Annotated in this window: 22 protein-coding genes; 16 read left to right on the top strand and 6 right to left on the bottom strand. The window is 67.2% G+C overall.

All coding sequences use genetic code 11. The features are described from left to right. Position 1: 1 nt before the first annotated feature. The 8 genes from rplB to G7045_RS13650 all read left to right on the top strand — a co-directional run bounded on the left by rplB (position 2) and on the right by G7045_RS13650 (position 3,856). The gene (gene rplB / locus G7045_RS13685; protein ID WP_166160136.1) at positions 2 to 826 is read left to right on the top strand and encodes a 50S ribosomal protein L2; all 825 of its coding nucleotides are present in this window, start codon (positions 2 to 4) and stop codon (positions 824 to 826) included. A 10-nt stretch (positions 827 to 836) separates the two neighbouring features. Then, the gene (gene rpsS / locus G7045_RS13680) at positions 837 to 1,112 is read left to right on the top strand and encodes a 30S ribosomal protein S19 (RefSeq protein ID WP_166160135.1); all 276 of its coding nucleotides are present in this window, start codon (positions 837 to 839) and stop codon (positions 1,110 to 1,112) included. Positions 1,113 to 1,122: 10 nt separating this feature from the next. Next, positions 1,123 to 1,455: a 50S ribosomal protein L22 gene (gene rplV, locus G7045_RS13675; RefSeq protein ID WP_166160134.1), complete on the top strand. Its 333-nt coding sequence runs from the start codon at positions 1,123 to 1,125 to the stop codon at positions 1,453 to 1,455. A 17-nt stretch (positions 1,456 to 1,472) separates the two neighbouring features. Further along, entirely contained in the window at positions 1,473 to 2,339 is an 867-nt protein-coding gene (gene rpsC / locus G7045_RS13670; RefSeq protein ID WP_166160133.1) for a 30S ribosomal protein S3, read from the top strand. A 2-nt stretch (positions 2,340 to 2,341) separates the two neighbouring features. Continuing rightward, entirely contained in the window at positions 2,342 to 2,758 is a 417-nt protein-coding gene (rplP, locus tag G7045_RS13665; protein ID WP_166160132.1) for a 50S ribosomal protein L16, read from the top strand. Between the two features lie 10 nt (positions 2,759 to 2,768). Next, entirely contained in the window at positions 2,769 to 2,966 is a 198-nt protein-coding gene (rpmC, locus tag G7045_RS13660; protein WP_166160131.1) for a 50S ribosomal protein L29, read from the top strand. A gap of 14 nt (positions 2,967 to 2,980) precedes the next feature. Next, positions 2,981 to 3,250 (top strand): 30S ribosomal protein S17, encoded by a 270-nt coding sequence (gene rpsQ / locus G7045_RS13655; RefSeq protein WP_166160130.1) that lies wholly within the window; start codon positions 2,981 to 2,983, stop codon positions 3,248 to 3,250. 99 nt (positions 3,251 to 3,349) lie between these two features. Beyond that, the gene (locus G7045_RS13650) at positions 3,350 to 3,856 is read left to right on the top strand and encodes a peroxiredoxin (protein WP_166160129.1); all 507 of its coding nucleotides are present in this window, start codon (positions 3,350 to 3,352) and stop codon (positions 3,854 to 3,856) included. A gap of 56 nt (positions 3,857 to 3,912) precedes the next feature. On the opposite strand, the gene G7045_RS13645 is transcribed toward G7045_RS13650, so the two are convergent. Further along, positions 3,913 to 4,407 (bottom strand): GNAT family N-acetyltransferase, encoded by a 495-nt coding sequence (locus tag G7045_RS13645; RefSeq protein WP_166160128.1) that lies wholly within the window; start codon positions 4,405 to 4,407, stop codon positions 3,913 to 3,915. A gap of 38 nt (positions 4,408 to 4,445) precedes the next feature. After that, positions 4,446 to 4,949, bottom strand: coding sequence for a TlpA disulfide reductase family protein (locus G7045_RS13640; protein ID WP_166160127.1), 504 nt, complete (start codon positions 4,947 to 4,949; stop codon positions 4,446 to 4,448). Between the two features lie 126 nt (positions 4,950 to 5,075). Between G7045_RS13640 and G7045_RS13635 the strand changes: the two genes are divergently transcribed. From G7045_RS13635 to ptsP, 3 genes are read left to right on the top strand one after another with little or no spacing between them, the layout of a single operon-like run. Beyond that, on the top strand, positions 5,076 to 5,504 hold the full coding sequence (locus G7045_RS13635; protein WP_166160126.1) for a PTS sugar transporter subunit IIA: 429 nt from the start codon (positions 5,076 to 5,078) through the stop codon (positions 5,502 to 5,504). Next, positions 5,501 to 5,770, top strand: a complete 270-nt coding sequence (locus tag G7045_RS13630) for an HPr family phosphocarrier protein (protein ID WP_166160125.1) — start codon at positions 5,501 to 5,503, stop codon at positions 5,768 to 5,770. Before G7045_RS13635 ends, G7045_RS13630 begins: the two co-directional genes overlap by 4 nt. Before the next feature lie 15 nt (positions 5,771 to 5,785). Next, positions 5,786 to 7,540, top strand: a complete 1,755-nt coding sequence (gene ptsP, locus G7045_RS13625; RefSeq protein ID WP_166160124.1) for a phosphoenolpyruvate--protein phosphotransferase — start codon at positions 5,786 to 5,788, stop codon at positions 7,538 to 7,540. Between the two features lie 65 nt (positions 7,541 to 7,605). On the opposite strand, the gene G7045_RS13620 is transcribed toward ptsP, so the two are convergent. Beyond that, on the bottom strand, positions 7,606 to 8,379 hold the full coding sequence (locus tag G7045_RS13620) for a ferredoxin--NADP reductase (protein WP_166160123.1): 774 nt from the start codon (positions 8,377 to 8,379) through the stop codon (positions 7,606 to 7,608). A gap of 799 nt (positions 8,380 to 9,178) precedes the next feature. Between G7045_RS13620 and G7045_RS13615 the strand changes: the two genes are divergently transcribed. Further along, positions 9,179 to 9,517 (top strand): P-II family nitrogen regulator, encoded by a 339-nt coding sequence (locus tag G7045_RS13615; RefSeq protein ID WP_166160122.1) that lies wholly within the window; start codon positions 9,179 to 9,181, stop codon positions 9,515 to 9,517. Then, the gene (locus G7045_RS13610; protein WP_166160121.1) at positions 9,514 to 10,755 is read left to right on the top strand and encodes an ammonium transporter; all 1,242 of its coding nucleotides are present in this window, start codon (positions 9,514 to 9,516) and stop codon (positions 10,753 to 10,755) included. The genes G7045_RS13615 and G7045_RS13610 overlap by 4 nt, the downstream gene beginning before the upstream one ends. A gap of 56 nt (positions 10,756 to 10,811) precedes the next feature. Here the strand turns inward: G7045_RS13610 and G7045_RS13605 are convergent, their stop codons facing one another. Next, entirely contained in the window at positions 10,812 to 11,939 is a 1,128-nt protein-coding gene (locus G7045_RS13605) for a diguanylate cyclase (RefSeq protein WP_166160120.1), read from the bottom strand. A 116-nt stretch (positions 11,940 to 12,055) separates the two neighbouring features. Between G7045_RS13605 and glcE the strand changes: the two genes are divergently transcribed. The 3 genes from glcE to glcF are packed head-to-tail and all read left to right on the top strand — an operon-like array spanning position 12,056 to position 15,240. Further along, complete coding sequence (glcE, locus tag G7045_RS13600) at positions 12,056 to 13,177, top strand: glycolate oxidase subunit GlcE (protein ID WP_370521769.1); 1,122 nt, start codon at positions 12,056 to 12,058, stop codon at positions 13,175 to 13,177. A 20-nt stretch (positions 13,178 to 13,197) separates the two neighbouring features. Then, positions 13,198 to 13,995, top strand: coding sequence for a YoaK family protein (locus G7045_RS13595; RefSeq protein ID WP_166160118.1), 798 nt, complete (start codon positions 13,198 to 13,200; stop codon positions 13,993 to 13,995). A gap of 18 nt (positions 13,996 to 14,013) precedes the next feature. Next, positions 14,014 to 15,240 (top strand): glycolate oxidase subunit GlcF, encoded by a 1,227-nt coding sequence (gene glcF, locus G7045_RS13590; protein ID WP_166160117.1) that lies wholly within the window; start codon positions 14,014 to 14,016, stop codon positions 15,238 to 15,240. Here the strand turns inward: glcF and G7045_RS13585 are convergent. Beyond that, positions 15,164 to 17,725, bottom strand: a complete 2,562-nt coding sequence (locus G7045_RS13585; RefSeq protein ID WP_240919234.1) for a bifunctional diguanylate cyclase/phosphodiesterase — start codon at positions 17,723 to 17,725, stop codon at positions 15,164 to 15,166. The genes glcF and G7045_RS13585 overlap by 77 nt on opposite strands. Next, entirely contained in the window at positions 17,722 to 18,714 is a 993-nt protein-coding gene (locus G7045_RS13580; RefSeq protein WP_166160116.1) for an ABC transporter substrate-binding protein, read from the bottom strand. The genes G7045_RS13585 and G7045_RS13580 overlap by 4 nt, the downstream gene beginning before the upstream one ends. Positions 18,715 to 18,767: the final 53 nt, after the last annotated feature.

Raw genomic sequence — 18,767 nt, 5'->3', positions numbered from 1 at the left:
CATGGCCGTTATCAAGCTCAAACCCACTTCGCCCGGCCGTCGCGGCACGGTGAAGATTTCGCGTGACCACCTGCACAAGGGTGAAGCGTTCGCAGCCCTGCTGGAACCCCAGTTCCAGAAGGCCGGCCGCAACAACAACGGTCACATCACCACCCGTCACAAGGGCGGTGGCCACAAGCACCACTACCGTGTGGTGGACTTCCGTCGCAACAAGGATGCCATCCCCGCCAAGGTGGAGCGCATCGAGTACGACCCGAACCGTTCGGCCCACATCGCCCTGGTGTGCTACGCCGACGGCGAGCGCCGTTACATCATTGCCCCGCGCAACCTGGAAGTCGGTAGCTCCATTCTGAGCGGCTCCGAAGCCCCGATCCGCGTCGGCAACACCCTGCCGATCCGCAACATCCCGGTGGGTTCGACCATTCACTGCATCGAGCTCAAGCCCGGTGCCGGTGCCCAGATCGCCCGCTCCGCTGGCACGTCGGCCACGCTGCTGGCGCGTGAAGGCGTGTACGCCCAGGTGCGTATGCGTTCGGGCGAAGTGCGCAAGATCCACATCGAATGCCGCGCCACCATCGGTGAAGTGGCCAACGAAGAGCACAGCCTGCGCCAGTTGGGCAAGGCCGGTGTCAAGCGCTGGATGGGTATTCGCCCGACCGTGCGCGGCGTGGCCATGAACCCGATCGACCACCCGCACGGTGGTGGTGAAGGCCGTACCGGTGAAGGCCGTCACGCTGTTGACCCATGGGGCAACCTGACCAAGGGCTACCGCACCCGCAACAACAAGCGCACACAAGTGATGATTGTGTCGCGCCGTAAGAAGTAAGGGGTAGCAAATGACTCGCTCTATCAAAAAGGGTCCGTTTGTTGACCATCACCTGCTGGCCAAGGTCGAAAAGGCCATCGCCACCAAGGATAAAAAGCCCGTCAAGACCTGGTCGCGCCGCTCCATGGTGCTGCCCGAGTTCATCGGCCTGACGATTGCCGTGCACAACGGCAAGCAGCACGTGCCGGTGTATGTGACCGACCAGATGGTTGGCCACAAGCTCGGCGAATTCGCGCTGACCCGTACGTTCAAGGGTCACCCTGCGGACAAAAAAGCCAAGAAGTAAGGAATAGAACATGTCTGAAACACGTGCTGTTCTCCGTGGCGTCCGCTTGTCTGTGGACAAGGGTCGCCTGGTCGCGGATCTGATCCGTGGCAAAAAAGTGGACCAAGCCCTGAACATCCTGGCCTTCACGCAGAAAAAAGCTGCCGTGATCGTCAAGAAGGTGCTCGAATCGGCCATCGCCAATGCCGAGCACAACGACGGCGCCGACATCGACGATCTGAAGGTCAAGACCATCTACGTCGAGCAAGGCACCACGCTCAAGCGCTTCACCGCGCGCGCCAAGGGCCGTGGCAACCGCATCAGCAAGCCGACCTGCCACATCTACGTGACTGTTGGCAACTAAAAGGCCAGAGGAAGAATATGGGACAGAAAATCCATCCTACCGGCTTTCGCCTTGCTGTAAGCCGTAACTGGGCCAGCCGCTGGTACGCCAGCAACCGCGACTTCGCCGGCATGTTGGCCGAAGACGTGAAGGTGCGCGAGTACCTCAAGGCCAAGCTCAAGAACGCTGCGGTGTCGCGCATCCTGATCGAGCGCCCCGCCAAGAATGCCCGCATCACGATTTTCTCGGCACGTCCGGGCGTCGTGATCGGCAAGAAGGGCGAAGACATCGAGCTGCTCAAGAAGGAACTGGCAACCCGTCTGGGCGTGCCCGTTGCTGTGAACATCGAAGAAGTGCGCAAGCCCGAAATCGATGCCAAGCTGATCGCTGACTCGATCACCCAGCAGCTCGAGAAGCGCATCATGTTCCGCCGCGCCATGAAGCGCGCCATGCAGAACGCCATGCGCCTGGGCGCTCAGGGCATCAAGATCATGTCCTCGGGTCGTCTCAACGGCATCGAAATCGCCCGTACCGAGTGGTACCGCGAAGGCCGTGTGCCGCTGCACACCCTGCGCGCCGACATCGACTACGGCACCTCCGAAGCCAAGACCACCTACGGTGTGATCGGCGTCAAGGTGTGGGTCTACAAGGGCGACACCCTGGGCCGTGGCGCTGTGCCGGCGGTCGAGACGCCGCGTCCTGACGACGAACGTCGCCCGCGTGGCCCGCGTCGCGATGGCCGTGGTGACGGTCGCCGTGATGGCGCTGGCCGTGGTGGCCGCCGCCCTGCAGGCACCAACGCCGCACCTGCCGATGGCAGCGACAAGCCCGCTGGCGCCGGTGCCGATTCCGTTAAGCGCGTAAACAAAGCCGCGCCCGCTGCTGCGGACGGTAAAGGAGAATAAACATGCTGCAACCAGCACGCCGCAAGTTCCGTAAGGAACAAAAAGGCCGCAACACCGGCATCGCCACCCGTGGCAACGCCGTGTCCTTCGGCGACTTCGGCCTGAAGTCCACCGATCGCGGCCGCCTCACGGCCCGCCAGATCGAAGCCGCCCGTCGCGCGATTTCGCGCCACGTCAAGCGCGGTGGCCGTATCTGGATCCGTGTCTTCCCTGACAAGCCGATCTCGACCAAGCCTGCCGAAGTCCGTATGGGTAACGGTAAGGGCAACCCTGAGTACTACGTGGCTGAGATCCAGCCCGGCAAGATGCTCTATGAGATCGTCGGTGTGCCCGAAGAGCTGGCACGCGAGGCTTTCCGCCTTGCTGCTGCCAAGCTGCCCCTGCGCACGACCTTCGTGACCCGTCAAATTGGTGCTTAAGGAGATCAACATGACGAAAGCTGCTGAACTCCGCCAAAAAGACGTTGCTGCCCTCGAAGCTGAAGTGAAAGCCCTGCAAAAGGCCCACTTTGGTCTGCGTATGCAAAAGGCCACGCAACAACTGGGCAACACGGCGACGATCAAGGCTACCCGCCGCGACATCGCCCGCGCCAAGACCATCCTTGCTGAAAAGCAAGCTGCCAAGTAATCGAAGGAGCCGACATGACGGAAGCTAAAAAATCCCTCAAGCGCACCTTGATTGGCAAGGTGGTCAGCGACAAGCGTGCCAAGACCGTGACCGTGCTCGTCGAGCGCAGCGTCAAGCACCCGCTCTACGACAAGATCGTGGTGCGTTCGAGCAAGTACCACGCCCATGATGAAAACGGCGAGTACAAGATGGGCGACGTGATCGAGATCACGGAAAGCCGTCCGCTCTCCAAGACCAAGAACTGGGTTGTCACCCGCTTGGTGCAAAAGGCTGCTCTGGTCTAAGCCCAATCAGCCCCTGGGCAGCAATGCCTGAGGAAACGACCCACAATGCGTGGGTCGTTTTTTTTTTGCCCCCAGGGGGCCTTTGGAAAGGAAATTGCCATGATCAAGGTTGGAGACACCCTGCCCGCCGCCACGCTGATGGAGTACGTCGAAGTCGAGGGCAACGGCTGCAGCATCGGCCCGAATCCGGTGGACGTGCGCGCCGCCAGCGCCGGCAAAACCATTGCCCTGCTGGCGGTGCCGGGCGCTTTCACGCCCACCTGTTCGGCCCAGCACCTGCCGGGCTATATCGCCCAGGTGGCGGCGTTCAAGGCTGCCGGTGTGGATGAAATCTGGTGCCTGGCGGTGAACGACGCCTTCGTCATGGGCGCCTGGGGGCGCGAGCAGCAGGCCGCTGGCAAGGTGCGGATGCTCGCGGACGGCGATGCCGTCTTCGCCAAGGCCACGGGTCTGACGCTCGATCTGAGCGGCAAGGGCCTGGGCCTGCGCAGCAACCGCTACTCCATGCTGGTCAAGGACGGCGTGGTGCGCCAGCTCAACAACGAAGCCCCGGGCAAGTTCGAGGTCAGCGACGCGGGCACACTGCTGGCACAAGCGCAGGCTTGATTTCGCTATCTAATCGATAGCTTCTGGCGCTTGCCCCACAAGGGTTAGCGCCATTTTTATTCCAAATCGGCTTTGAGGTAATGGGCGCCAGCCACGGGGTTGTGGTAGTAGGGCGGAATCTCCTCAAACCCCAGCTCGGCGTAGAGCGCGCGTGCCGACTCCATCTCGTCGAGGGTGTCGAGCAGTACGCTGGCATAGCCGGCCAGGCGGGCGGCGTCCAGCGTCGCCTCGGCCAGCTGGCGCCCCAGCCCGAGGCCGCGAAAGGCGGGGCGCACGTACAGGCGCTTCATCTCGGCGGCGTTGGGGTAGTCGCAGCCGTCGAGCGGGCGCAGGGCGCAGCAGCCGGCGATGGCGCCATCGACGCTGGCCAGCAGCAGCAGGCCGCGTGGCGCGCCGTAGTCGCCGGGCAGGGCGGCGAGTTCGGCCTCGAAGTCCTGGAACGCCAGATCGACCGTCAGGCTGGCGGCGTATTCACGAAAAATTGCGCGCACAGCGTCGAGTTCGCTCGGCTGTGTCGGTGTCCAGAGGGTAATGGCAGGCGCAGGAGCCACGGGGGTGGGGCAGAGGGCAAAAGCCCAGTGTACTGCGCTCAGGCTTCGGCCAGCAGTTTTTCGATCAGGCGGTGCAGCTCGGCAAAGTCGGGTGCGCCGACGTAGCTTTTGACGATCTCGCCGCGTTTGTTCACCAGGTAGGTGGTGGGCGTGATCTTGATGTCGCCCCAGGCGCGGGCGACGGCGCCGGTGTGGTCGAGCGCCACCTTGAACGGCAGCTGGCGCGACTGCGCAAAGTTGAGCACGTACTGCGGCGGGTCGTAGCTCATGGCCACGGCCAGGGTGTCGTAGCCCTGGGCCTGGTATTTTTTGTGTGTGGCGACGATGTCGGGCATCTCGGCCACGCAGGTGGTGCAGCTGGTGGCCCAGAAGTTCACCAGCGTGACCTTGCCGCGCAGGTCGGCCGTGCTCTGCTGGCTGCCGTCGAGCAGCACGAAGGTGGACTGCGGCGCCGCCTGCTGACCGGCGCCAAGGTAAACATACGCGCCGACGGCGGCAAAAGCGGCCAGCGCGGCACCTGCAATCCATTGTTTGATGGCCATAGCGTGAACGTGAAAAACAAAGAGAAAAAGGGTGTTGCCTGGGTGCGACTGCACCGCTGGCGATAAGTTCGCATTGTCGGCCAGCGCCTGGGACGCCCGCATAATGCCAGGGCTAACACCCATGCCATGAGTACGCGCATCCTCCTCCTCACCCACGCCCCGCTGGCGCAGGCCCTGCACGCTTGCGCTGCCCATGTGTTTCCGGATTGCGCCGCCGAGCTGCTGGTGCTCGACGTGCCCGCGCACGAGGCGCCCGAGGACAGCCTGGCGGCCGCGCAGGCGCTGCTGGCGTCGGTGCCACCCCAGCCGCAAACCCTGGTGCTGACCGACGTGCTCGGGGCCACGCCCTGCAACGTGGCCCAGCGCCTGGTGCAGGCGCAGACGGATTACGCCCTGGTCACGGGGGTGAACCTGCCGATGCTGCTGCGCGCGCTGTGCTACCGCCATGAGGCGCTCGATAGCCTCGTCTCGCGCGCCGTCGATGGCGGCAAGGCCGGCGTCATGCGGGTGGAGAGCGCCCTGTCGGCCCCTTCTTTGCGTTGCCCCTGTCCATGATCAGCGAAACCACCACCATCATCAACAAACTGGGCCTGCACGCCCGCGCCTCGGCCAAGTTGACCAAGCTCGCCGGCAGCTTTCCGTGCGACGTTTACATGAGCCGGGGCGAGCGCCGCATCAACGCCAAGAGCATCATGGGCGTGATGATGCTGGCCGCCGGCATCGGCTCCGAAGTCGTGCTGCAGACCGACGGTCCCCAGGAGCGCGAGGCCATGGACGCGTTGCTGGCGCTCATCGCCGACAAGTTCGGCGAAGGGCAGTAAAGCGAGGAGCTGGCCATGACCTTTGCCATCCACGGACTGGCCGTGGCCCGGGGCATTGCCATCGGGCGCGTGGTGCTGCTGGCCGCTGGCCATCTGGAGGTGGCGCATTACTTCATTACCGCCGATCAGGTCAACGCCGAGATCGAGCGCGTGCGCCGGGGGCGCAACGCCGTGGTGCAGGAGCTGCAGCGCCTGCAGGCCGAAATGCCGCCCGACGCCCCGAGCGAGCTGCCGGCGCTGCTGGACGTGCACCTGATGCTGCTGCAGGACGAGGCCCTGGTCACCGGCATCAAGCACTGGATCAGCGAGCGCCTGTACAACGCCGAATGGGCGCTGGTGACGCAGCTGGACGTGATTGCGCGCCAGTTCGACGAGATGGAGGACGACTACCTGCGCGAGCGCAAGGCCGATCTGGAGCAGGTGGTCGAACGCATCCTGCGCTACATGAAGGGCGTGGCCAACCCGGTGGCCAGTCCGCCACCGCCGCCGCCCGGGGCGCAGCAGGAACTGCTCGCCGGCACCGGGCATGACGTGCCCCTGGTGCTGGTGGCGCCCGACCTGGCACCGGCGGACCTGCTGCAGTTCAAGCAGAGCATTTTTGCCGGCTTCGTCACCGACGTCGGCGGCAAGACCAGCCACACCGCCATCGTCGCGCGCAGCATGGATATTCCGGCGGTGGTCGGCGCGCGCGCCGCCAGCCAGCTGGTGCGCCAGGACGACTGGGTCATCATCGACGGCGACGCCGGCGTGCTCATCGTCGATCCCTCGCCCATCATCCTGGCCGAATACGGCTTTCGCCAGCGCCAGATCACGCTCGAACGCGAGCGCCTGGCGCGCCTGCGCCATGCACCGGCGCTGACCATCGACGGCCACCGCGTCGAGCTGCTGGCCAACATCGAGCAGCCGGCCGATGCCCTCGTCGCCGTGCAGGCCGGGGCGGTGGGCGTGGGCCTGTTTCGGACCGAATTTTTGTTCATGGGCAAAGGTGCCAACCTGCCGGGCGAAGAGGAGCAGTACCAGGCCTACCGCCAGGTGATGGACGGGATGCAGGGCCTGCCGGTGACGATACGCACCATCGACGTCGGCGCCGACAAGCAGCTGGACAAGGCGCACAAGGACAGCCACCTGAACCCGGCGCTGGGCCTGCGCGCGATCCGCTGGAGCCTGGCCGACCCGGTGATGTTCCGCACCCAGCTGCGCGCCGTGCTGCGCGCCGCTGCCCACGGCCAGGTGAACCTGCTGTTTCCCATGCTCTCGCACACGCGCGAGATCGACGAAACCCTGGCCCAGGTGGCGCTCGCGCGTGCCGAGCTCGACGCCCGGGGCTGCGCCTACGGTGCGGTACGCCTGGGGGCCATGATCGAGGTGCCGGCAGCGGCCCTGCTGGCGCGGCGCTTTTTGCGCGATTTTGACTTTCTCTCCATCGGCACCAACGACCTGATCCAGTACGCCCTGGCCATAGACCGCACCGACGAGGCCGTGGCCCACCTCTACGACCCGCTGCACCCGGCGGTGCTGCGCCTGCTGGCCGACGTGATTGCCGCCGGCGCCGAGCAGGGCAAGAGCGTGAGCGTGTGCGGCGAGATGGCGGGCGACCCGGCGCTCACCCGGCTGCTGCTGGGCCTGGGGCTGCGCAGTTTTTCCATGCACCCGACGCAGATCCTGACCGTCAAGCAGGAGGTGCTGCGCGCCGACACGCGCAAGCTCGGCGCCTGGGCGCAGCGCGTGCTCGAAGCCGACGAGCCCGCCAGTGAACTCCATCAAGAGTAAATAAAAAAGCGTCAGCAGCTATTGTTTTAATAGCTGCTGACGCTTGATTGACGGGCGCTAGAGGCTTATTTCTCTACAAAAGCGCGCTCGATCACGAAGTCGCCCGGGGTGCTGGTGTTGCCTTCCTCGAAGTCGCGCTTTTCCAGCATCACCTTCAGGTCGGCGAGCATGGCCGGGCTGCCGCAGAGCATCACGCGGTCGGTCAGCGGGTTGAGCGCTGGCAGGCCGATGTTGGCCGGGAAGGTGCCGCTTTCAATCAGGTCGGTGATGCGGCCCTGGTTGCGGAAGGGCTCGCGCGTGACCGTGGGGTAGTACACCAGCTTGTCCTTGACGATCTCGCCCAGCAGTTCGTGGTTGGGCAGCTCTTTCTCGAACAGATCGTGGTAGGCCAGCTCGTTGACCTCGCGCACGCCGTGCACCACCACTACTTTTTCAAAGCGCTCGTAGGTTTCCGGATCGCGCACGATCGACAGCCAGGGCGCCAGGCCCGTGCCGGTGCCGATCAGGTACAGGTTCTTGCCCGGCAGCAGGTAGTCGATGAGCAGCGTGCCCGTGGGCTTTTTGCCGACGATGATGGTGTCGCCCACCTGGATGTTCTGCAGGCGCGAGGTCAGCGGGCCGTCCTGGACTTTGATCGACAAAAACTCCAGGTGCTCTTCCCAGTTCGGGCTGGCAATCGAGTAGGCGCGCAACAGCGGTTTGCCGTCCACCTTCAGCCCGATCATGGTGAAGTGACCGTTGGAGAAGCGCAGCGCTGGATCGCGCGTGGTGGTGAAGGAGAACAGACGATCGGTCCAGTGGTGCACGGACAGGACACGCTCTTCGAGGAATGCGCTCATAGATGACTCGACAAAGGTGGAAGAACAAAGAAGCGGCGTAGTTTCTACGTTTTTTTATGCGCCACAGGCATAAGCCGAAATTCTGTGCCGGCGCGCCCCGGTGATTGTCGGACAAACCCTTGGGTTTTGGGGCGGTGGCAGGGGTGGGGCTTGATATGGGGCAAGAAATGGCGCCCCTGGTGCATGGCACTTTCCTGGCGCGTGGCTTGCACTGTTTTGGTGCAAATCCAGCGTGTGACGGCTGCAGCGCCCTACCGCCTGCCCACGCTGCGGGGTTTTACTCCCCTCTCTCGCGGGCTTGTGTATGCACACATCTTTTGACGGCTCCCATCCGCCTGGTCAAAGGGCGGTTTGTGCTCCCCTCCCCCCTCGCGGGGGAGGGGCCGGGGGAGAGGGGGCGCTGGCAGCGCCTTGCCTGTTCACCCCTCTCCCCAACCCTCTCCCCAACCCTCTCCCGCAAGGGGAGAGGGAGTGCAAACCAGCGCCAAACAAGCGTTGTGCGCTATCAAAAAAAGATGTGTGCCTACATAAGCTCTCGCGGGGGAGGGGCCGGGGGAGAGGGGGGCGCTGGTAGCGCCTTGCCTGTTCACCCCTCTCCCCAACCCTCTCCCGCAAGGGGAGTGGGAGTAAAGATTGCGCCCAATATCAGCCTCTGTGCCCAGTGCCAGCCGGCGCCCAATCAGCGTGAGGTGCTATCAAAATTGATGTGTATATGCCTGTGGCCTGCGGGGAGAAAATCGCTGCTGGCACGACCTGTGCTTTAGGTGTTGTGTTCGCTCATCATCCAAAGGAAGCCGCCATGCACATGGTTACCGCCATCATCAAACCTTTCAAACTCGACGAGGTGCGCGAGGCCCTCTCGGACATCGGTGTTCAGGGGATTACCGTGACCGAGGTCAAGGGCTTTGGCCGCCAGAAAGGCCACACCGAGTTGTACCGGGGGGCTGAATACGTGGTCGATTTTTTGCCCAAGGTGAAAATTGAAGTCGCCATTGGGGACGCCCTGCTCGAGCGCGCCATCGAGGCCATCGAAGGCGCGGCGCGTACCGGCAAGATTGGCGACGGCAAGATTTTCGTCTCGCCCCTGTCGCAGGTGCTGCGCATTCGTACCGGTGAAACCGGTGAGGAGGCGCTATGACTGCCGTTGCCACTTTGAACGCCGGCGATACCGCCTGGATGCTCACTTCCACGCTGCTGGTCATCCTCATGACCATCCCAGGCCTGGCGCTGTTCTACGGCGGCCTGGCGCGCGCCAAGAACATGCTCTCGGTGCTGGTGCAGGTGTTTGTGATCTTTGCCCTCATCAGCGTGCTGTGGGCGCTGTTCGGCTACAGCTACACCTTCAGTGGTGAAGGCCAGTTCTTTGGCGACGGCGGCAAGCTGTTCCTCCAGGGCATTGCGCCGGATCAGCTCTCGGGCCTGCTGCCGACGATTCCGGAATATGTCTTCGTCGCCTTCCAGGGCACGTTTGCCGCCATTACCGTGGCGCTGATCGTGGGCGCGTTTGCCGAGCGCATGCGCTTCTCGGCGGTGCTGATCTTCTCCGTGCTGTGGTTCACCTTCAGCTACATCCCCGTGGCGCACATGGTGTGGGGCGGCGGCCTGCTGGGCAAGGATGGCGCGCTCGACTTTGCCGGTGGCACCGTGGTGCACATCAATGCCGGCATTGCCGCACTGGTGGGCGCTTACATGGTGGGCAAGCGCATCGGCTACGGCAAAGAGGCGCTCATGCCGCACAGCCTGACGCTGACCATGGTGGGCGCATCGCTTCTGTGGGTGGGCTGGTTTGGCTTCAACGCCGGCAGCGCCGGTGCGGCCAACGGGGTGGCGGGCCTGGCCTTCATCAACACCGTGCTGGCCACGGCGGCGGCCACGCTGTCGTGGCTGGGGGCCGAGGCGCTGCACAAGGGCAAAGCCTCGATGCTGGGCGCGGCCTCGGGCGCTGTCGCCGGGCTGGTGGCGGTGACCCCGGCGGCTGGTTTTGTCGGCCCCATGGGTGCCATGGCCATGGGCCTGCTGGTGGGCCCTTTGTGCCTGTGGGGCGTGAGTGGCCTCAAGCGCCTGCTGCGGGTCGATGATGCGTTCGACGTCTTTGGCGTGCACGGCGTGGGCGGCATTGCCGGTGCTCTCCTGACCGGGGTGTTTGCTGCGCAAAGCCTGGGCGGTACCGGCGGCCTCACGCCCGATACCTTTGCCATGGGGGCGCAGGTCTGGGTGCAGGCCAAGAGTGTGCTCATCACCGTGGTCTGGTCGGCGGTGGTGGCGTTCGTGGCCTACAAGGTGGCCGATCTGCTGGTGGGCCTGCGTGTGCCCGAGGATGCTGAGCGCCAGGGCCTGGACATCTCGGCGCATGGCGAGACGGCCTACGTCCGCTAAATACGCACGGTTCTCCCTTCGCGCACCGTGGATGGTTGGCATCCCGGTGCGTTTTTTTATGGGGTCACCCGGTTGCGCCCCTGTGCCTTGGCCCGGTACAGCGCAGCATCGGCCTGCCGCAGCGCAGCCTCCAGGTTGTCGCCGGGCTGGGGGTGGCTATGGAGCAGGCCGATGCTGATGCTCACGTGCGCTGCTGCATCGGAGGCCGTGTGGGGCAGGGCGAGTGCAGCAACGCCGGCGCGCACCTGTTCGAGCAGTGCTTGCATGTCCTCGGCGCGCACGTCGTACCACAGGCCGACGAACTCCTCGCCGCCGTAGCGCGCCACGCTGTCGAGCGGGCGGCGGGCATGGTCGTGCAGGACCTGGGCGACCTGGCGCAGCGCCGCGTCGCCCGCCGCGTGGCCGTAGTGGTCGTTGTAGCGTTTGAAAAAATCGACGTCGATCATGGCCACGCCCACCGCATGGTGCTCGCGCTGCGCCTGGCGCCAGGCGCTTTCGGCGCGGGTGGTGAAGGCGCGGCGGTTGAGCAGCCCGGTCAGCGGGTCTTTCTCTGCCATTTCCCGCAATTCTTTTTTGGCCAGGAATTGCTGGCGCACGGCGTATTCCAGAAAGTAGCAGCCGGTGGTGCCGATGACGTTGGCCGTGCCGAGGAAGAAGGCGTTGTACAGCAGCTCATCGCCCGGTGTGCCTGCCAGCAGCTCCATGCCCAGGTAGGCGGCAAACGTCAGCCAGCCGCAGACTACGGCGGGCACAAAGTGCAGGCCGGTGAGAAAGTAAAACGCAAAGGTGACGAGGATGATGCCCTCGTAGGGCAGGGGAAAGGCGTGGCTGCGCGCCACGCCAATGACGCCGACCACGCCCAGCCCGCAGATCAGCGAGGCCGCGCCCCCAATCCACTGCAACCAGTCGTGCAGCCGGGGCCGGTAGGTGGCGGCCCAGGTGAGGACGAGCGGCGGCAGGATCAGCCCCAGGCGCAGCGCCAGCACCTGGGTGCGCACCGGCTCGGGCAGGCTGATGATGTCGAGCACCGCAAACAGCAGAAACAACGACGTCGCCACCAGCAGCGCCCAGCGCATACGCACCAGAAAAATCTGCAGGTGATAGCGCCGAAACTCCTGCTCCAGCGCCCTGGGAAAGCGCAGCAGCCGGATGCCGGAGATGGATTCGGCAGGAAACTGCTCCACGATGGGGGTGCCTCCATGGGGCCGGTGGTGGGTGGCAAAACCGCTGGCGCGCGCCCCTTGCGCGCCATGGATGATTATGGGCAGGGTTGGGCGCCAGCGCTGGCACTGGCGCTACGATCTTGGTCATGGATAACGCTGTGACCCAAACCCTGGAATGCGTACGCACCGCCCTGGCCACGCACTGCCGGCTGCGCGTGCGCGGCAGCGGCAGCAAGGACTTTTACGCCGCCCGGCCTTGGGCGGCGCCGGCAGCGGCGACCGAGGCGGACGCGGTGCTCGATACCCGGGCGCTGTGTGGCATCGTCGCCTACGAGCCCAGCGAGCTGGTCGTCACCGCCGGCGCGGGCACGCCGCTGGCCCAGGTGCAGGCGCTGCTGGCGGCCAGCGGCCAATGCCTGCCGTTCGAGCCGCCGCATTTTGGCCCCGGCGCCACCGTCGGCGGCATGGTCGCTGCCGGGCTCTCGGGGCCGGCGCGCGCCAGCGTGGGCGCGGTGCGCGACTACGTGCTGGGCGTGCGCCTCATCAATGGCCGTGCCGAGCACCTGCGCTTTGGCGGCCAGGTGATGAAAAACGTCGCCGGCTACGACATCTCGCGCCTGATGGCGGGCAGCTGGGGGCGGCTGGGGGTGCTGACCGAGGTCAGCCTCAAAGTGCTGGCGCAGGCCCCGGCCGAGGCCACGCTGCGCCTGGACTGCAGCCAGGCCCAGGCGCTGCAGTGGCTCAACGCCTGGTGCGGCCAGCCGCTGCCGCTCAACGCCAGCCGCTGGGAGCCCGGCCAGGGCCAGGGTCAGCTGTATGTGCGCCTGCGTGGCGCCCGTGCGGCGGTGCAGGCCGCCTGCACCCACCTGGGCGGCGAGCGCCTGGACGACGCCCAGGCCGCGCTGGCCTGGCAAGCCTGCGCCGAGCAGACCCTGCCCTGGTTTGCGCAGCGCGCGCCCGGGCACGCGCTGTGGCGCCTGTCGGTGCCCGACAGCGCTGCGCCGCTGCTGCTGCCCCCGGACGTGGGCGCGCCGCTGATCGAGTGGCACGGCGCGCAGCGCTGGCTGCAAGCCCCGCCCGAGGCCGGCGCAGCGCTGCAGGCGGCGGCTGCTGCAGTGGGTGGTAGTGCTATACTTTTCATAGCTGCTAGCGCTTGCCAGATAAGCGCTACAGCCCATTTTGATGTAAAAAATACGGCCCTGGCAAAGCTCCAGGAGCGGGTGCGCCAGGCGTTTGACCCGGCGGGCCTGTTTGCCTGACGGCGGGGCAGGGAGCTTTCATGCGCAGTCTGCGCCACCTCATGGATCGCCGCCGCACGGTGGCGGGCAATCGCAACCTGGGCCTGCTGCTGGCCTTTAACGCCGGCGCGGTCAACGCGGGCGGTTTTTTGGTCGTCAGCCTCTACACCTCGCACATGACGGGCATCGTTGCCATGCTGGCCGACCACCTGGTGCTGGGCAACGTCAAGCTGGTGCTGGGGGCGATCGGGGCGCTCTGGGCCTTCATGTCGGGCGCCGGCACCACCGCCATCATGGTGCACTGGGCGCGCCACCGCCACCTGCGCAGCACCTACGCGCTGCCGCTGTTCATCGAAGCCGTGCTGCTGCTGCTCTTTGGCCTGATGGGCGCCATCACCCTGAGCTGGCCGACGCCCTTTGCCGTGCCGCTGACGGTGCTGCTGCTGGCGTTTCTGATGGGGCTGCAAAACGCCGTCGTCACCAAGATGTCGTCGGCGCAGATTCGCACCACCCACGTCACCGGCACCGTCACCGACCTGGGCATAGAGCTGGGCAAGGCGCTGTTCTGGAACAAAAGCGGCGCCCCGCCGCAGCAGCAGGTGCGTGCCAACCGCGAGCGCCTGTGGCTGCACGCGACGCTGCTGGTCAGCTTTCTGGCCGGCGGCATCACCGGGGCGGCAGGCTTCAAGTACCTGGGCTTCATCTGCGTCGTGCCGCTGGCGCTGGTGCTGCTGCTGCTGGCGCTGCCGCCGCTGTGGCGCGACCGCCGGCGCCTGCGCGCCGCGCTGCGCGAGTGGCGCACGCGCGACCCCGAGGGCCTGCCCCCGCCCCTGGCCTAAAACCCAAGGACTGCCCCCATGCAAACCCAACTCGCCCCCGCCTACCAAGGCCAGCCCGAGGGCCAGGAAGCCGAAGCCATCCTGCGCCAGTGCGTGCACTGCGGCTTTTGCACCGCCACCTGCCCGACCTACCAGCTGCTGGGCGACGAGCTCGACGGCCCGCGCGGGCGCATCTACCTCATCAAGCAGGTGCTCGAAGGCCAGACGCCCACGCGCAAGACGCAGCTGCACCTCGACCGCTGCCTGACCTGCCGCAACTGCGAAAGCACCTGCCCCAGCGGCGTGCAGTACGGCCAGCTGCTTGACATTGGTCGGCGCCTGGTCGATGCGCAGGTGCCGCGCCCGCTGGGCGAGCGCGTGGCGCGCTGGGCGCTCAAAGAGGGGCTGAACTCGCCCCTGTTCGCCCCCGCGCTGCAGCTGGGCCAGGCGCTGCGCGCTGCGCTGCCCGAGGGCGTGCGCGCCAAGGTGCCGGCGCCGCCGCCGCGCCGCCCGCTGCCCAGCGGCGGCCATGCGCGCAAGGTGCTGCTGCTGGCGGGCTGCGTGCAGCCGGCGCTGGCGCCCAACATCCACGACGCCACGGTGCGCGTGCTCGACGCCGCCGCCATCGAGGCCGTGGTGGCGCCCGAGGCCGGCTGCTGCGGCGCCGTCAAGTTCCACCTCAACGACCAGGACGGTGGCCTGGCGCAGATGCGCGCCAACATCGACGCCTGGTGGCCGTCCATCGAGTCCGGCGCGGTCGAATATGTGGTGATGAACGCCTCGGGCTGCGGCGTCACGGTCAAGGAATACGGCCACCTGCTGCGCCACGATGCGCAGTACGCCGCCCGCGCCGCGCGCGTGAGCAGCCTCACGCGCGACCTGTCGGAGCTGCTGCCCGAGCTCGTACCGCTGCTGCGTGAGCGCCTGCACCGGCGCCCCGAGGGCGTGGTCGCCTGGCACCCGCCCTGCACCCTGCAGCACGGGCAGCAGCTGCGCGGCGGGGTGGAAAAGTATTTGCGCCTGCTCGGCTTTGAGCTGCAGCTACCGGCCGAATCGCACCTGTGCTGCGGCTCGGCCGGCACCTATTCGGTGCTGCAGGCGGCCTTGTCGCAGCAGCTGCGCGCGCGCAAGCTCGGGCACTTGCAGGCGCTGGCGCCGACGGTGATCGCCAGCGCCAACGTGGGCTGCATCACGCACCTACAGGCGGGCACGCAGACGCCGGTGCGCCATTGGGTGGAGCTGCTCGATCGGGCGTTGACGCCGTAGCCCAGGCGGCGAGTGCGGCCTCGGGCAGGGGCCGGCTGAAGTGGTAGCCCTGAAAAATATCGCAGCCCGACTGCACCAGCTTGGCCAGCTGCGTGGGCGTTTCCACGCCTTCGGCGAGCACGCGCAGGTCCAGCTGGTGCGCCATGGCGACGATGGCGTCGATCAGCACCGCCGGGCGTTTGCCGCCTTGTGCCTTTGCCGGGGCGTCGATGTCCATGACGAAGGAGCGGTCGATCTTGAGCGTGTCGATCGGCAGGCGCTTGAGGTAGGCCAGGCTGGAGTAGCCGGTGCCAAAGTCGTCGAGCGCAAAGCGCAGGCCGTGGCGGCGCAGGGCCTGCATTTTCTCCAGCGTTGCTTCCAGGTCGTCGGCGACCACGCTCTCGGTCAGCTCCAGTTCCAGCGACAGGGCGCGCACGTCCACATGCGCGAGCAGGTCTTCCACGCGGGCGATGAAGTCAGGCTCGCGGAACTGGCGCGGGCTGACGTTGACCGCCATCGTCAACTGGGCCGCCCAGGGGTGGCCCGCCGCCTGCCAGCGCTGCAGGCAGGCCACGGCCTCTTCAAGCACCCACTGGCCCAGGGGCACGATCAGGCCGCTGGCCTCGGCCTCGGGGATGAACTGGCCCGGCGCCACCAGGCCGCGCCGGGGGTGCTGCCAGCGCACCAGGGCTTCAACGCCGAGCAAGGAGCCGTCCGCGCCCACTTGCGGTTGGTAGTGCAGCAGCAGTTGCTGCGCCGCTGCGGGGGCGCTGCCCAGCGCCAGGCGCAGGTCGTTGCGCAGCGCCAGGCGCTCGCTGGCCGCCTCTTGCAGGGCGTGGGCAAAAAAGCGCACGCGCGCGTCGCCCGTGGCCTTGGCCTGGTGCATGGCGGTTTCGGCCTCGCGCAGCAGCTCGGGCGGGTCGCGGCTGTCGTTGGGGATCATGACCACGCCGGCGCCCGCGCTCAGGTGCAGCACCTGGCCTTGCTGCTCCAGCGGTTCGGCCACGGCCAGCAGCAGCTGCTCGATGCTGCGCGCGGCCTGGGTGGAGGCGGCCTGCAGGTCGCCGCCAAGGTCGGTCAGCAGCAGGGCAAAGGTGTCGCCATCGACGCGCGCCAGGGTCTGACCGGGGCCGAGCAGGGCGCTCAGGCGCCGCGCCATGGTGCGCAGCACGGCGTCGCCCGCTGCCATGCCCAGGGAGTCGTTGATGCCCTGGAACGCATTGAGGTTGAACGCCGCCAGCGCCGCGCGGCGCGGGTGGCGCTCGACTTCGGCCAGCTCCTGCTGCACCTGGTCGAGGATGAAGCGCCGGTTGGGCAGGCCGGTGAGGGCGTCGTAGTGCGCCAGCTGGCGGATCTCGGCCTCTGCCGCCAGGCGCGCACGGATGTCGCGCACGGCCACGGCGCGCACCGCCTGCGCGCCTTCATGGCGTTGGCGCACGCTGCATTCCACCGGGATGATCTGGCCGTTGGCGTCGCGCAGATCGACTTCCCACAGGCCCTCGGCGCCGCTGCCGGTGCGCAGCCGGGTGATGGGGTGGTCGTGCTCGGCCACGAATTGCAGCATGGGCAGGCCCACCAGGCCGCCCGGGGGCACGGCCATGAGCTCGTCGGCGGCCTGGTTGGCGTCCACGATGACGCCATTGCTGTGCAGCACGATGGCCTCGAACGCCGAGTCCGAGAGCTGGCGGTAGCGCTGCTCTTTTTCGGCCAGGCTGCGGGCGCTGTCTTGCAGCCGGTGCGCCATGCGGGCCAGGGCATGGCCGAGGTCGGCAAACTCGCCCGCGCCGCGCCACTGCGGCAGCTGCTCAAAATCGCCGCTGCCAATGCGTGCCATGGCGCTGCGCAGCGCGGCCACCGGGCGCAGCACCGCCCAGTGCAGCAGGCCCAGCAGCAGCAAGGCGGCCAGCAGCAGCACGCCAGCGAGCCACAGCGCTTGCTCTTGCAGGCGGTGCTGTGCCTGCTGTGCCAGCGGGCGCAGGTCGTATTGCAGCCACAACATGCCGGGCTTGTCGGTGCGCATCTGGCTCGCCTGCGGGTGCAGGGTGACGGGGGCCAGGGCGGTCAGTTGCAGGCCGTCGGCGCTGAGCAGCAGCGTGGCGCTGCCTTGCGCCAGGCGTGCGGTGGTGTCGGCGCCGGGGTACTGCGCCAGGCTGCTCACGGCCTGGCCGCGCCAGGCAAAGCGCGTGGCGGCGCGCACCATGCCTTGGTCGTCGCTGAACACGGCGTGGGCAACGCTGGGATCGAGCCCGAGCGGCGCCAAGGCGGCGTCGAGCCCGCTGCCGTCGCTGCGGCGCAGCGTGGTCTCCAGCGCGCGCCGGGTGGCCAGCAGCTGCTCGTGCGCCGTCTGGTGGGCAAATTGCTGCAGCGCCTGGTGGTGCTCACGCTGCTGCAGCGCGGCCAGTACCGCCATGCTGGCCAGGCTCACGACCAGCAGCAACAGGGGCAGCCACAGCTGCAGGCGGATGGTGCGCAGCGGGCGCAGTGGCGGGGTGGGGCGGTCTGTCATGGCCGGTCGGAGGGGGTGAAGCGGGCGTCAAACAGTTGCGCGCCGTGCGGCGCTGCGGCCAGCAGGCCGCGCTCTTGCATGAGCTGGCCCAGGTGTTCGGCGCTGCGCGCCAGCGCTGGTTCGGGGCCGCGCAGCAGCAAGGTGTTGGCGTGGGCGTTGGGCAGCTCCACATGGGCCAGGCTGCGGGCAATGTCCTGCGGCTGCAGGCCCAGGCGCTGGGCGATTTGCGCCTGGGCGGCCTGGGGCTGTGTTTGCAGGTGGCGCAGGGCGCGCTGCTGGCCGGCGAGCAGCGCGGCAATGCGGGCGCTGCAGCATTGCAGGGCGCTCGGGCGTGCCACCAGCACATCGACGATCTGGTCGGGCATGGCGCGGCTGTCGAACAGGTCGTGCCCGCCTTCTTGCAGCAGGGCCTGGCGAATGGGGTCGAAGGTGACCAGGGCATCGACCTGGCCGCTGCGCCAGGCGCCCAGGTGCTCGTCGATGGGCAGGGCGACGATGCGCACCTCGTCGCTGCGCAGCCCCGCTTGCCGCAGCGCGGCGTCGAGGACGAAGGCCCCCAGGGCGGTCTGTTCGACGCCGATGCGCTGGCCAAGCAGGGCCTGCAGGTCGGGCACGCGTTTGCGGGCGACCACGGCGTCGGCGCCGTTGGAGACGTTGAGCACCCAGATGGCGACCAGCGGCACGCCTTCTTGCTGCAGGGTCAGGACTTCGTCGAGGGTCAGGCCCGCCAGGTCGAGCTGGCCGGCGCGCAGCGCGTCCATGGTCTGGCTGCTCGATGCCAGCTCCACCAGGCGCAGGTTGTGGCCGTCGAGCCAGCCTTGCTCGCGCGCCAGGAACAGAGGTTCGTAGCCAATCCAGGTGTTGGCCCCCACCATCAGGGGCGGCTGGTAGGCCGGGCTGCAGGCCGCCAGCGCCACGGTGGCCGCAGCCAGCAGCGCGCGGCCGAGGCGGCGCAGGCGGTGGTGGACGGTGGCGGCAGCGGGCGTCATGCCCGCCATTATCCGGTCCCTATCCGTGGGGCCGGATGGGGATTGGGTATTCG

This window comes from Acidovorax sp. HDW3 (assembly GCF_011303755.1).
Lineage (GTDB): Bacteria > Pseudomonadota > Gammaproteobacteria > Burkholderiales > Burkholderiaceae_C > Paenacidovorax.
The sequence above is the reverse complement of the archived record's forward strand: the minus strand, read 5'-3'. Positions and strand labels throughout refer to the sequence as shown.